This is a genomic window from Mycobacterium sp. G7A2 (assembly GCF_041902445.1).
Lineage (GTDB): Bacteria > Actinomycetota > Actinomycetes > Mycobacteriales > Mycobacteriaceae > Mycobacterium.
Genome location: NZ_CP169251.1, coordinates 176,565 through 189,914 on the forward strand (window position 1 = coordinate 176,565; position 13,350 = coordinate 189,914).

Consider the following 13,350-nt stretch of genomic DNA (forward strand, 5'->3'; position numbering starts at 1 on the left):
TGAGCAGGAGGATGAATGGATCCCGTCACCACCCAGGCCGAGGTCGAAGCCATCAAACAACTCAAGGCCCGCTACTGCCGGCTGCTGGACACCAAACAGTGGGATGCGTGGCGCGAACTGTTCACCGACGACTTCGTCAGCGACACTGCGCAATCCGGGGGGCAGGTGATCGTCGGAGCCGATGAGTTCGTGGCCTTCGTGCGCAGGAATCTGGGGAAGCGCTCGCAGCCGACGGTGCATCAGGTCCACGCGCCGGAGATCGAACTCATCGCTGCGACGGAAGCCACCGGCGTGTGGGCGCTCAACGACGTCGTCCGCCTCGCGCCGGGGCTGAACCTGAACGGCTACGGGCACTATCACGAGACCTACGGCAAGATCGACGGGGACTGGCGCATCAAGACATCCACGCTCACCAGGCTGCGCGAAGACGTCTTCAACGGAGTCTTCTCGTTCCGGGTGTCGCCGCGGATGCGCGACGCGGCTGCACGTTGGGCTCGTCGCTGACATGGAGATTGTCCGTTCCCTGCCTCTGGTCGAAGAGATCCTCGACGCACACAGCCATCGCGCCGGTGGAGATGAATCCGGTTGGGCCGCGTACCGCGCGCACGTCTACCGAGTGATCAACTTCGCCCGTGCGCTCGGACCCGATCATCCTGACCGCGACGACAAGCTGGCGATCGCTGCGGCCTTTCACGATCTCGCCGTGTTCGACACCCTCGACTACCTGGTCCCGTCCATTGCCGTCCAGGACGATTGGCTACAGCGGACGGGTCGGCAGGACTGGTCGACCGAGTTGGCCGTCGCCGTTGCCGAGCATCATCGGTTCACCCGTTACCCGTCGAGTCGGCCGCACGCCACGTTGGCGGAAGCGATGCGCCGCGCCGATCTGATCGACGTGAGCCAGGGGCTGATCCGGTTCGGGCTTCCGAAGACCTACGTGCGTGAGGTGCGGCTCTGCTTCGACGCCAGCGAGTTCTTCACCCGCGTCATCCCGCTGGGCACGGTGCGGGCGGTGCGCCGTCGGCAGCAGCCCGGCTTCCTGCGGCCGCGTGATGCGCTCAAGCGGTCAGGCCACGCTGAAGCCGACAGCTAACCGACCGTCTCGTCCTGCGCGTCGTCGGTCCCCGAGGGTGCGGTCAGGTGGTCCAGCACGCCGGTGACGTCGAGTACCCGATCCAGTTGCGGTGGCCGGTGATCCAGCCGCAGATCGACACCGGCCGCGGACGTGCGACGGTGCACGAGCAGCAGAGCGGACAGCCCGGCCGAGTCGCAGAACGACAGGTCGGTGAAGTCCAGCCTGAGCTTCTGCAGATCCGGATGGTCGTCGAGCACCCGGCGCACCGTGGTGAGGAACGGGTCGCTCGTGCGGAAGTCCAGATCGCCGGCGAGATGCAGGGTTGCCGAGCGGGTCGTCTGGTCGACAGTCACAGTGGTTTTCATGCGTGAAGGGAGGGGTCGGTGGCCGTGGCGGCCAGGGTGTGCAGGGCGGCGCTGACGATGCGCTGGACGCGCGGGAAATCAATGAGTTCGCTGGCGATGATCTCCAGGGCAGGGTTCAGCGAGGACGTCGGAACGCCTCGCGCGGCGAGGATCTCAGCGGTCCAACCGATGAATCCGGTGAACAGCTCGTCGTCGTCGACGTAGAGCGTCGCGGCGAGGAAGTCGACGATGTGCGCGATGTCGTCGATCGTGTGCCTGCGCTGTTGCTCGGAATACCCGGCCATAGCTGGAAAGCGTTGTGCCAGTTGATCGATGGTCGTACCGACCAGTTGCCCGGCGGTGGTGCTGACCATCGTGTACTCCTGGTCCGCCAAATGCGGGAGATCGTCGATGGGTTGGTGTGCCGGGCTGGCCGGCACGCGGGGGAATGCCCCGCGCAGGCAGGTGGCCGCCGACCGGGCGTCCGGCGCCCACGCATCGGCGCCGAGCAGGCGCGCGTACCGCCCGTCCCCGCCGAACCCGGCGCCGCCGGCCAGCACTGCGACACCGGAGGCCTGACAGGCCGTGATCGCGGCGTGCGCGGTGGCCAGTCGGGTGGGGATCGAGCAGGACAGCGCCACGGCGTCGGGGCCGTGCAGATGCAGGTGGGCGATCAGATGTGGGGTCGGCACCTGCGCCCCGAGAAAATCGACCTGCCAGCCGCGCAGGCGCAGGACCTCGGCCAACAACCGCGCCGGCAGTGCATGCCATTCACCGTCGACACACGCCACCGTCACACGACCCGCATCGCCGCTGCACCGGGTGGCCGGATGGTGGGCCAGCGCCGCGATCACCCGGTCGTTGATGGCGGTCGCGGCATGCTCCTGCGCGACGGTGAGGCGGTTGGCGGCCCATTCGCTGCCGATGCGGTGCTGCACCGGTGCGATCACCTCGAGCAGCACATCCTCCGGTGCGGTGCCGGCCTCCACCGCGGTGAAGACGGTGGCCGCGGCGGCGTACTCGTCGTGATCGACGACCGCCCCCCACAGACGGTCGCGCAGCACGGCGAGGTCGACTGCCGCGACGGTGTCGGTATCCCGATCGGTCACGCGGTGTACCTCCCCGCGGTGTGGCCGTCCACCGCGGTGAGATGGGTGCGCCGCGGCGCGGTGATGGCCACCACGGCGATGTCGTCATGGGGCAGCCGGCCCACCCACTGGGAGGTGAGCATCATGATCCGTTCGACCACCGCCTCGGCCGGCATGCCAAGGCATTCGGCGAGCGCCTCGGACAGCCGCTGATCTCCGAAGATCTCTGAGCCCAGGGGTCCTCCGCGCGCCTCGGTGACGCCGTCGGTGAACAACAGGCACGTCTCGCCCGGCTCCAGAGTGGTCTCGAACGAGCGGGCCTTGAACTGCGGCAACGCACCCACCAGCACACCTCGGGTATCGGCGGTCTCGACCGAGCCGTCGTGGCGCACGATCAAGGGTGCGGGATGTCCGGCGCACGTCAGCCGCAGGTTCAGCTGGGTGTCGTGGCGCACCACCGAGGCCAGCACCACCGTGGCGAACCGGCTGTTGTCCGGTGACAGCAGCGCGCTGTTGAGCAGCTTCAGCACGTCTTCGTGCTGATCGGCCAGGGGGGCCAGAGCCTGGAGCGTGTTGCGGATCTTGCCGGTGAGCAGCGCGGCCTCCAGTCCCTTGCCGCACACGTCACCGAGTACGACCAGGGTTTCGTCACCGGGGGCCTCGGCGGGGTGGACGTCATAGAAGTCGCCGCCGACCAACTCGTGGTCCTCGGACGCCCGGTACCCGCCGGCGAGTTCGAAGCCGTGCAGCCGGTGCAGCCGAGGTGGCAGCAGCTCACGCAGCAGCGTGCGGGTGATCGCCGACTGTTCGGCATACAGCCGGGCCGCGGACAACGCCGCGCCCGCGCGTGCGGCGAACAGCCGGGCGAAGATCTCCTCACCTTCGCTGAACGCGGTGTGCGACTCGCGGCGCAGCAGAACCAGCGCTCCCGCGGGCACGCCGTGTCCGGGAAGCGGCGTGATCACGACCGACCCGAGCGATTCCGACAGCGTGGTGGGGATCAACCAGTTCGGCACGGTGGCTGGGTCGATCCAGCGCGACGGGACGGGCGGGAACCCTCGCAGCGCCTCACTGAGCCCGGCGACGTCGGCCGGATCGGCCTCGACCCACCGCTGCTCGACGGATCCGTCGGGACCGCAGCACACCACCGGAAGGCGGTGCTCGCTGGCGGGAGCGACGAGCACGGCGGCATCGGCGAGGTGGACGGCCGCGAGCCGAACCGTGGCGGCCATGCACCGTTCCAGGTTCAGCGACGCCATCAGCACCGCGGACGCCTCGTCGAGCACCGTGGCTCGTTCGCGCTCACGCGCCAGGTCGACCTGGGTCTGTCTGAGCACGGCGTCCGGCCGGGCCATCAGCCACCAGGCGACCTGCCCGTCGGGCAGCGTGGTCGGCTGCGCGGTGAACTCCTGGGCGCCGATGTCGCCGCGGACCTCGCTGCCGGCGTCGGTCCCGGCCGCCAGGAAGTCCCGGTGCGCGCGGGCCAACCAGGGCATTCCGGCGTCCTGCAGGGCCGTGCCCACCGACACGTGGGGCAGTGCGGCCCGGGCGGAGTCGCTGAGACCACCCACGGTCCCGTCCCGGTCGACGACGAGGACCGGATGGGGAACCGACGCCCACGCCGCGGACGCGGCGACGCCGAGAGGGATCTCGTCGTGCATCGCAGCCTCCTCGACCAGCCAGTGGCAACCGCGTGCGCAGGTCAGCGCGGTGCTGCTACGGCCAAACACCTCCGCGCACGCACTGGAGCCACGAGACGAAAAGGCGAAAATTCGGTAGAAAGACTTACTGTACGCAGATCAGGCGAGCGAAGCCTATCCGCTGAGCGAAGCCGATCCTGCGCCGGCCCAGGCCGGGCCGCGGATCGTCAGCGTCCCCGCCAGCGCGGGGCGCGCTTCTCCCGCCACGCCGAGATCCCCTCGACGACGTCCTGCGTCGCCCCGGCGACCTTGCGCATCGTCTCGCCGAATCGCACGGACTCGATCCAGCCCATGTTGGCGGTGCGCCAGGCCACCTCCTTGGTCGCCCGCTGCGCCAGCGGTGCCGCTTCGGTCAGCGTGCGCGCCCATGCGCGAGCGGTGTCCTGCAGGTCCTCGGGCTCGACCAACCGCCACACCAGGCCCATCTCCTTGGCCCGCCCGGCGGACACGGGCTTGCCGGTCAACAGCAGTTCCATCGCATCGGCCCACCGGACCCGTTCGGGCAGCCGGATCGCCCCGACGATGGTCGGCACTCCCAGTGTCACCTCCGGGAACGAGAACGTCGCCGTCGTGGAGGCGATGACGAAGTCGCAGAACAGCACGCCGGTGACCCCGTAGCCGACGCACGGTCCGTGCACGGCTGCGATGGTGGGTTTGAACAACTCCATCCCACTCTCGAACGAGTTGATGGTGGGCTTCTCCCAGAAGGTGCCGGCAAACGTGCCGACCGATCCCTCGCCGTCCTTGAGGTCGCCGCCGGCGCAGAACACGTCGCCGGCGGCGGTCAGGATCGCCACCCACGCGTCCTCGTCGTCGCGGAAGCGTTCCCACGCCGCGTTGAGGTCCTGGCGTAACGCGCCGTTGATGGCATTGCGCGCCTCGGGCCGGTTGAGGGTGATGGTGGCGATGTGATCGTCGCACTCATAGGTGACCAGAGCCATGGCTGCACCATAACGGGAGATCAGGGGGCCAGGAGCAGCGCCGTGACGATCAACAGCGCGAATCCCGCTGTGCTGTAACCCAGGACGGCCACCTCCAGTGTCGGCGCGGGCAGGGTTGTCGCCCCGGCCTCGGTGTGCACGCGCCGGGACCGCCGGTAGCCGAGCCAGAGCGCCACGAGGGCGAGAAGTCCCGCGATGATGGCCAGCGCGCTGCGCCCGAACCCCAACGGGCCGTGCGGTCTCAGCAGGACCAGTGCGCCGCCGACGAGGAACCCGAAAGCGCTTCGCTCCCAGGACAACAGCGTGCGCTCCGCCTGCAGACCGGGCTTGTCCGGCGCAGGGCGGGGCACCTCAGGAGCCTCCCGGCGGCCAGATCATGAGCACGATCAGCACCCCGACGGTGACCGCGAAGATCGTCACGCCCAGCAGCGCCGGGACGTGGGTGGGCGGCAGATCGGCGTTGCGGCGCATGGCTCCCTGCACGCGCTGCCAACGGCGTACGGCCAATGCCGCCATGATGCCGCCGCCCGCGGTGAGGATCACGCTCAGCGCGTGCCGCACGCCGGGAATGCCGAACTGCGGCACGAACTGGACGATGGCGACGCCGCCGGCGATCAGCGCCAGCGCGGTGCGGATCCAGGCCAGGAAGGTCCTTTCGTTGGCCAGCGTGAAGCGGTAGTCCGGCTCCTGCTCCACGTCCGCCGAATCGGGCTGCTGGCTCATCCACCGGATGCTAACCGGCTGAGCCCTCCGATGCCTACGGCATGATGCCGGAGTGACCTACCGATCGCCGTCGCTGTCCGACATCGTCGCCACCCTCGAGGTCGACCGCGTCGATGAGTTGCGCTTCGTCGCCACGCAGCTCGACAACCCCGCCCATCACATCGTCGGCGGCCACATCGCCGGGCAGGCGCTGATGGCGGCCAGTCGCACCACACCCGGGCGGGTCCCGCACAGCGTGCACGTGTACTACGTGCGGGCCGGGGATGCCCGGCACCCCGTGGACATCGACGTCGACGTGGCCCGCGACGGCGGCACGCTGTCGACCCGCCAGATCACCGCGCGCCAGAACGGGCAGATCCTGCTCGAAGCGCTGGCTTCGTTCAGCACCCCGGTCGAGTCGCTCGACTATCAGCAGCCGATACCCGATGTGCCGGAACCGGATTCACTGCTGCCCGTGCAGGAGCAGTTGGCGGCCTACGCCGACGAGTTCGGCGGGCACTGGGTGCGGCCCCAACCGTTCGACCTGCGTTACGTCGACGCTCCGCCGCGGTTGGCGCTCGACCAGCCGGAGCCCTCGCCCCGCATCCGGATGTGGTGGCGTCCCGCCGAGCCGGTCGAGGACGACCTGCGCGACGAGGTGCTGGGGTGTTGCCTGCTGACGTACCTGTCGGGCACCACGATGCTCGAGACGGCGCTGACCATGCGACGTGCGACGCCGCTCAGCACGTTCAACGCGTTGATCGATCACGCGCTGTGGTTCCACCGGCCGATCGACCTGTCGGACTGGGTGCTCTCGGATCAGTCGTCGCCCAGCGGCATCGCCGGACGGGGACTGGCCACCTCGACGATGTACAACCGGTCCGGTCAGTTGGTCTGCGTGGCCACCCAGGAGCTGTATTTCGGCAAGGGGCGCGGCTGACGGACCGGCTCAGAGCCGCCCGAGCAGCTCGGCCTTCTTCGCAGCGAACTCGTCGTCGGACAGGATGCCGCGCTCGTGTAGTCCGGCCAGGGATTCGATGGCGGCGATGATCCCGGCCTGGTCGCCCGACGCGACCGCCCCCGACGGCGGTTCGGGCGCGCGGTGGCGTGGAGTGGGAGCGGCGGCAGGGGTTTCCGCCACCTGCCGGTCGCCGAGTTCGGTGAGGCTCGAGACGTCGACGGTGCCGTGCTGGCTGGTGAACACGATCGACCCGAACCCGCCGCCCTGCTGCTGGGACACCCCGGCGACGCGGTGATCACCCGTGTCGAACACCCGGGTCACGCCGTTGAGGTGCACGGCCAGGCGCCGCGTCGCGGGGAAGACGGCGTACCGGACGTCGTTCTGCCCGCCCGTCGCGCTGGGCACCCCCAGATCGGCCGGCCACCAGTTGGCCGCGGTGAACCCGCCATGGGCGCCCGGAGCACTGGACGACGGAGCGGGGAACACCGTGGTGGTGGCGAGCAGCTGCGCGAGTTCGGTGCACAGTGCGTCCACGCGCGCCTTGAGTGTGTGGTCGAACATGTCGCCGACCATGGTCATGCCGCCACGCATCCACTGTCCGCTGCCGCCGAGCTCCGGGATGGCGAACTGAGCCATGGTGCCGCCGCCGGCCTCCACCGCGAACAGCATGGCCAACACCGCCTCGCGGGACAGACCGTGCCGCTGGGCGATATCGGTGATCGCACTCTCGGCGGCCGGAGTCACCGTTGCCTTCATGATCGTGAATCTTTCGTCGTCGGTACGGGTTCGAGCCTACGCAGGCAGATGGGCGACTCGGTACCGGCGACCGCGCTCAGTGCGACACAGGAACGCGGGGTCGTGCCGGGCGCGCACCGGCAGCGGCCGGCATGACCGGCTCGACGCGCTGCTGACGGCGGAGGTCTCTGGCGATCCGGCGGCTCAGTACCCGGTCGTCCCGGCTGTTCAGGGCGCGGTTGCGTTCGGCCAGCAGATCGAGCTGCTGCCAACTCAGCCCATCGAGGTCGCCGTCGGCGTCATGGGTGGCGACGACGACGCAGCCGCGTAGCAGCGGCACGGATGTGGCGGTGAAGTCCGTGGTCGCCAGCAGCAGCTCGGTGGCTGCCCGATTGGCGCGGCGCTGGCACCGGTGCATCGACGGGGAGAACCAGAAGTCGAACTGCCGGTCACTGCTGGTCAGGCACTGCAGGCCTTGCTCGTGGACCAGCTCAGCGATGTCGGCTTTGCTGTATGCGCGGGTTTCATAGACGACGCCACGGGTGCTGAAATACAAGACAGTGTTCATGTGCTCGTTCCATCCGACTCTTTCTGTTGGCGGTGGCACCTAGCGGCAACCACTGTGACGTGAGTTACCCGTGTGACAGATGGGGTAAACGTCGGTAACGATGTGGCGTCACCGGGTTTGGCCGGGACGGGGCCCGGCTGGTTCGCCGTGTCGCCGAAGCCGTTCGGGGCGACGCCGGATCGTTTGTTCACCAAAGCTGTGTATAACGGGCGGTTATCGGGGAATGACCGGACAATGAATTGCCCCAGCTGATGCGGCGTATCGAGGAGTGCACATGAACCCTGTGAAATCAGCCTTCAGGGGCGTGGCGCGAGTAGCAGACACCACCACCGCCGCGGCCGGCGCGGTCGGGGGCGCGGCGATCAACGGTGTGGTCGGCGGAATCCAGGGCGCGGCCAACGGGGTGCGCTCCGGGCTGAGCAGCGGAAGTCACTCGTCGGGGGCGGCGGCGCTGACTCTCGGCGCCATCGGAGCGGCCGGACTGGTCGAGTGGCCGCTGCTGCTCGCCGTCGGCGGCACCGCGCTGGTCCTGCACCAGATCAACCAACGGTCCGGCGGCGCAGAATCCGGCACTGCACGGGCCGTGACCACCCCCCAGACATCGACCCCCCAGAAATCGACGGCCCAGAAGTCGACGCCCCGCAAGTCGACTCCCCGCAAGTCGACGGCCCGCAAGTCGGCGGCGCGTAGCGCCTCCGCCAAGTGAGTAACGCAGCACGCCTGATCGGACGCGCGGCCCGGCTCGCCACGGCTCCCGTGGCGTTCACGCTCGCGTGCGCCGCCACCGGCCTCGATGTCAGCCTGAAGGTCACGTCCTCCGTCGCCCGCGGCCTCGGCGACGCGGTCGCACCCGCCGGCCCCGGTTCCGGCGCGGTCGCGGCGGTGCGCGAACTCGTCGGCGGCACACCGGCGCGCCGCCGTTGGCGCAACGAGGACCGCTGCTGGATCGAGGTGCACGGCCTCGACGGCCAGGACGGTCGGCCACTCGGTGAGGCCGTGCTGGCCGCGGTGCGTGACCTCGACGGGGTCCGCGACGCGCGCCTCAATCATTCGGTGCGCAGGGTCGTGGTGTCCGTCGACGAGGGAGGCCCCTCGATGGACGAACTCTGCCAGGCCGTCGCGGCCGCCGAGGCGCGTCACGCCCCGGCGGACACCGACCGCCGCCCGAGCGACCTGCCCGGCGACGGCGTCGTGCTGACCGGCCGCGTGGTGGCGGCGGCGGCCAACGGCGCGGGGCTGTGCGTGGCCACCGCCGGGTGGCTGCTGCCCTGGCGCCCGCTGCCCCCGGGCCTGGCCGCTGCGCTGACCGCCATCGACTACCAGCCCCGCCTGCGTGCGGTGGTGGAGAACAGGTTGGGCAAACCGGCCGCCGACACCGTTCTCGGCCTGACCGCGGCGACCGTCTACACGCTCACCCAGGCGCCCGCCTCACTGGCCGTGGAGTTCGTCCGCCACCTCGCCCAGGTCGGAGAGCTCACCGCCGGCTCCCATGCGTGGCAGCGACTTGAACCCAGCCTCGATCTCGACCACGCGGCCGCGACGCAGGCCGGGGAGCGCGACGGCGCCGCTGCCCCGCCGCGACCCTGTCCGCTGCCGCCTGGGCCGATCGAACGGCACGCCCAGCGCAGCGGCACCGCCCAGGGCGTCGCTGCCCCGGCCGTCGGGCTGCTGACCGCCGATCTCGCTGCGGGCGCCACCGCCGCGGTGGTGACCGCACCGAAGGCGGCCCGCAATGCCCGGGAGGCTTTCGTCGCCACGCTCAGCCGGGGGATGGCCGACCGACACGATGTGGTCGCCATGCGCCCGGAGGCGCTGCGCCGCCTGGACCGCGTCGACGCGGTGGTCGTCGATCCGCGGGTGCTGCTCACCGACGACCTTCAGGTGGGCCACCTCGAGGAGGTCGCCGAGCGGGTTCGGACCGAGGTCTGGGAATGGGCGCAGGAGCAGGTGCAGCGCGGGAAGCTGGGCGCCGGATGGCACCCCGCGCCGGTCGCACGCGAGGGCAACGGGCACGGCGCGTCCGCGGGGCGCGTGCTGATCCGCCACGTGCACCATCCACTGGCCGCCGCGGTCATCGGCGAGGTGCGCAACGCCGACATCGACCTCGTCACGGTGGACGGCGACGAACTGGACGAGTTGCGCTCGTCGTTCGACGAGATCTACCCGGTCGACACCACGCTCGGCGACGCGCTCGCAGACGCCGTCGTCGCGCTGCAGAACGAAGGCCGCACGGTGGCCGTGGTGTCGTCGGCGGCCACGGCGGCACTGGCTCGTGCCGATCTGTCGATCGGCGTGCTCGACGCCGGCACCCGTCCACCGTGGGGAGCCGACGTGCTGACCCCGGACCTGACTGCGACGTGGCGCATCCTGCATGCCGTACCTGCGGCCCGGCGGGTCAGCCGGCGCGGCATCGAGTTGGCGACCAGCGCCTCGCTGCTCGGCGGTCTGCTCCTGATCCCGGGCGTGCGCGGCCAGGGGACCGGACCGGTCACCGCAGGTGCCGCTGCCGGACTCGCCACGGGTCTGCTCGCGGCGCGCGGCGTGCTCTCCGCCGCGGCGCCCACGCCGACGCCGACCCAGCAGTGGCACGCGATGCCCGTCGAGCAGGTCCGGGACGCCCTGCCGCCTCCCGCCGATCGGCCTGCGCCCTCGCCGTCGCGGTTGGCCTCGACCGCACGCGCGTCCGCGGGATTCGTCGACAGCACCGCGGGTGCAGCGGTGCGGCTGGCGGGCGAACTCGCCACGGCCGTGCGCGACGAGCTGTCCGACCCGCTCACGCCGGTCCTCGCGGTCGGGTCGGCCGCCAGCGCGATGCTGGGCTCGCCGGTCGATGCCATCCTGGTCGGGTCGGTGCTGACCGGCAACGCCGTGTTGGCCGCCTCCCAGCAGGTGCGCGCCGAGCGTCTGCTGCGCCGCATGCTGGCGGTCCAGGCCCCGCCGGCGCGCCGGGTGACCGGCGGCGGATCCGACAGCGTGGATGCCGACGAGCTGCGCCCGGGCGACCTGGTCGAGGTGCGGGCGGGTGAGGTCATTCCCGCCGACTGCCGCATCGTCGAAGCGGTCGACCTGGAGGTCGACGAGTCCGCGTTGACCGGTGAGTCGTTGCCGGTGCCCAAACGTGTCGATGCCACTCCCGGCGCCATCGTCGCCGAGCGCAGCTGCATGCTGTACGGCACCACGACGGTGGTCAGCGGCAGCGCGGTCGGTGTCGTCACCGCGGTCGGCGCGCAGACCCAGATCCGGCGGGCCGCCGACGTCGCCCCCGGGCACAGTGCCGCGGTCGGACTGCAGACCCAGTTGCGCGAACTGACCAACCGCGCGTTGCCGTTCAGCCTTGCCGGCGGAGCTCTGGTCGGCGGTCTCGGCCTGTTGCGGGCGACTCCGCTGCGCGACGCCATCGCCAGCGGCGTGGCGGTCGCCGTCGCAGCCGTGCCGGAGGGCCTGCCGTTGGTCGCGACGTTGGCTCAACAGGCGTCGGCGCGCCGCCTGTCGGCCGCCGGCGCGCTCGTTCGCACCCCGAAAGCGGTCGAGGCCCTCGGCCGGGTCGACGTGGTCTGTTTCGACAAGACCGGCACGCTCAGCGAGAACCGGCTCCAGACCACCCGCGTCCACGCGTTCGGCGGCATCACCGAAGACCAGGTGGTGGCCTGTGCCGCCGGCGCCACCGAGCCGAGCAACGGCGGCAACCATCAGCACGCCACCGACGCGGCGGTGGCCGAGGCCGCGCAGAAACGTGGACTCGACGCCGGCCCCGCCGACGCGCACCTGCCGTTCCGGTCCGGGCGGCCGTTCGCGGCATCGCTGATCGGCTTCGAACTCGTCGTCAAGGGCGCACCGGAGGTTCTGCTGGCCGCGCGGGTCGACGCCGACGCCGACGTCGAACGCACCGTGCAGGACATGGCGGCGTCCGGGCTGCGGGTGATCGCCGTGGCGCGCCGCACGGTCACCGACCGGCAGCGCTCGGCCGCGATCCGCGACGACCGTGCCTTCGCCGAGCTGTGCGCGGACGACCTGGAGGTGATCGGTCTGCTCGGGCTGTCGGACACACCCCGGGAGGACTCGGCGGCGGTGCTCGCGGCACTCGCGGCCCAGGGGATCGGAGTGCGGCTGATCACCGGCGACCATCCGGTGACCGCGACCGCGATCGCCGGTGACATGGGGCTGCAGATCACCGCCGAGCACGTGATCAGCGGCTCCGAGTGGGCGAAGCTGCCCCGACGTGGCCAGGAGAAGGCGGTGCGGGAGAAGGTCGTGTTCGCCCGCATGACGCCCGAACACAAAGTGCAGGTCGTGCAGACCCTCGAGCGCATCGAGCTGGTGTGCGCGATGGTCGGGGACGGCGCCAACGACGCCGCGGCGATCCGGTCGGCCACCGTCGGAATCGGCGTCGCGAGCCGGGGCAGCGATCCCGCTCGCACCGCCGCCGACGTGATGCTGCTCGACGGTCGCATCGGTGCCCTGCTGGACGCCCTGGACGAGGGCAGGCAGCTGTGGCGGCGGGTGCAGGCGGCCGTGGCGGTGCTGCTCGGTGGCAATGCCGGTGAAGTGGCGTTCTCGATCGTGGGCTCGGCGTTGACGGGCTCCTCACCGTTGAACACCCGGCAGCTGCTGCTGGTCAACATGATGACCGACGCCCTGCCCGCGGCGGCCTTGGCGGTCAGCCCGACGATCGTGGCCGACGGCGAGGCCGGGCGCGGACCGGACCAGGCAGCGCTGTGGCGCACGGTGGCGATCCGGGGTGCGACCACTGCCGCGGCGGCCACCTCGGCCTGGGTGATGGCCGGCTTCATGCTGCAGCCGCGCCGGGCGTCGACCGTGGCGCTGGTGGCGCTGGTGTCGACGCAGCTCGGTCAGACGCTGATCGACTCCCACAGCCCGCTGGTGGTGACCACCGCCGTCGGGTCGCTGGTGGCGCTCGGCGCACTGATCAGCACTCCCGGAGTCAGCCAGCTGTTGGGGTGCACCCCGTTGGGGCCGGTTGGCTGGGCGCAGGGACTGGGCACAGCGGGTGTGGCCACCGTCGCGGCGACGGTGGCGCCGCGAGTGGTCAGCAGGTTTCAGTCCTCGATGTCGACAACGCCGAGCCGCCACAGCACTGCATACACTTCCCGCAACGGAATCGCGATGACGTGGGACATGACGGACACGGGGTCGGACGTGACGCGGACACCGGGTGTTGACACGCCTTCCACGGTCCGGATGGCAGGCGTCTGAAGGCCCAACCCGACATGACCGA

General features: G+C 70.8%; 12 protein-coding genes and 1 pseudogene. 5 read left to right on the plus strand and 8 right to left on the minus strand.

All coding sequences use genetic code 11. The annotated features are described in order from the left end of the window. Positions 1-15 precede the first annotated feature (15 nt). Together ACEWX3_RS00800 and ACEWX3_RS00805 are read left to right on the plus strand one after the other, a co-directional pair. Entirely contained in the window at positions 16-504 is a 489-nt protein-coding gene (locus ACEWX3_RS00800; protein WP_207066133.1) for a nuclear transport factor 2 family protein, read from the plus strand. Position 505: 1 nt separating this feature from the next. Beyond that, positions 506-1,093 (plus strand): HD domain-containing protein, encoded by a 588-nt coding sequence (locus ACEWX3_RS00805; protein WP_374158458.1) that lies wholly within the window; start codon positions 506-508, stop codon positions 1,091-1,093. Here the strand turns inward: ACEWX3_RS00805 and ACEWX3_RS00810 are convergent. The 6 genes from ACEWX3_RS00810 to ACEWX3_RS00835 form a co-directional block, all read right to left on the minus strand. Then, complete coding sequence (locus ACEWX3_RS00810) at positions 1,090-1,440, minus strand: STAS domain-containing protein (protein WP_207066131.1); 351 nt, start codon at positions 1,438-1,440, stop codon at positions 1,090-1,092. The genes ACEWX3_RS00805 and ACEWX3_RS00810 overlap by 4 nt on opposite strands. Continuing rightward, positions 1,437-2,528, minus strand: a complete 1,092-nt coding sequence (locus ACEWX3_RS00815) for a B12-binding domain-containing protein (protein ID WP_374158459.1) — start codon at positions 2,526-2,528, stop codon at positions 1,437-1,439. Before ACEWX3_RS00815 ends, ACEWX3_RS00810 begins: the two co-directional genes overlap by 4 nt. Continuing rightward, on the minus strand, positions 2,525-4,168 hold the full coding sequence (locus tag ACEWX3_RS00820) for a PP2C family protein-serine/threonine phosphatase (RefSeq protein WP_374158460.1): 1,644 nt from the start codon (positions 4,166-4,168) through the stop codon (positions 2,525-2,527). The genes ACEWX3_RS00815 and ACEWX3_RS00820 overlap by 4 nt, the downstream gene beginning before the upstream one ends. A gap of 206 nt (positions 4,169-4,374) precedes the next feature. Then, positions 4,375-5,148: an enoyl-CoA hydratase/isomerase family protein gene (locus ACEWX3_RS00825; RefSeq protein WP_207066128.1), complete on the minus strand. Its 774-nt coding sequence runs from the start codon at positions 5,146-5,148 to the stop codon at positions 4,375-4,377. Between the two features lie 20 nt (positions 5,149-5,168). Further along, positions 5,169-5,498: a DUF202 domain-containing protein gene (locus ACEWX3_RS00830; protein WP_207066127.1), complete on the minus strand. Its 330-nt coding sequence runs from the start codon at positions 5,496-5,498 to the stop codon at positions 5,169-5,171. A 1-nt stretch (position 5,499) separates the two neighbouring features. After that, a complete protein-coding gene (locus ACEWX3_RS00835) occupies positions 5,500-5,871 on the minus strand; it encodes a YidH family protein (RefSeq protein WP_207066126.1) in 372 nt (123 codons plus the stop codon). A 52-nt stretch (positions 5,872-5,923) separates the two neighbouring features. Here ACEWX3_RS00835 and ACEWX3_RS00840 point away from each other — a divergent pair, with 52 nt between their 5' ends. Continuing rightward, positions 5,924-6,790 (plus strand): acyl-CoA thioesterase, encoded by an 867-nt coding sequence (locus tag ACEWX3_RS00840; RefSeq protein ID WP_374158461.1) that lies wholly within the window; start codon positions 5,924-5,926, stop codon positions 6,788-6,790. Positions 6,791-6,799: 9 nt separating this feature from the next. Here the strand turns inward: ACEWX3_RS00840 and ACEWX3_RS00845 are convergent, their stop codons facing one another. Together ACEWX3_RS00845 and ACEWX3_RS00850 are read right to left on the minus strand one after the other, a co-directional pair. After that, on the minus strand, positions 6,800-7,567 hold the full coding sequence (locus ACEWX3_RS00845; RefSeq protein ID WP_207066124.1) for an SHOCT domain-containing protein: 768 nt from the start codon (positions 7,565-7,567) through the stop codon (positions 6,800-6,802). 76 nt (positions 7,568-7,643) lie between these two features. Continuing rightward, entirely contained in the window at positions 7,644-8,114 is a 471-nt protein-coding gene (locus tag ACEWX3_RS00850) for a hypothetical protein (RefSeq protein WP_221361920.1), read from the minus strand. A gap of 274 nt (positions 8,115-8,388) precedes the next feature. Here ACEWX3_RS00850 and ACEWX3_RS00855 point away from each other — a divergent pair, with 274 nt between their 5' ends. Beyond that, on the plus strand, positions 8,389-8,820 hold the full coding sequence (locus ACEWX3_RS00855; RefSeq protein ID WP_207066122.1) for a hypothetical protein: 432 nt from the start codon (positions 8,389-8,391) through the stop codon (positions 8,818-8,820). Then, a pseudogene (locus tag ACEWX3_RS00860) lies at positions 8,817-13,229 on the plus strand (HAD-IC family P-type ATPase); the annotation flags it as partial. The gene ACEWX3_RS00855 and the pseudogene ACEWX3_RS00860, both read left to right, overlap by 4 nt. Between the last annotated feature and the right edge of the window lie 121 nt (positions 13,230-13,350).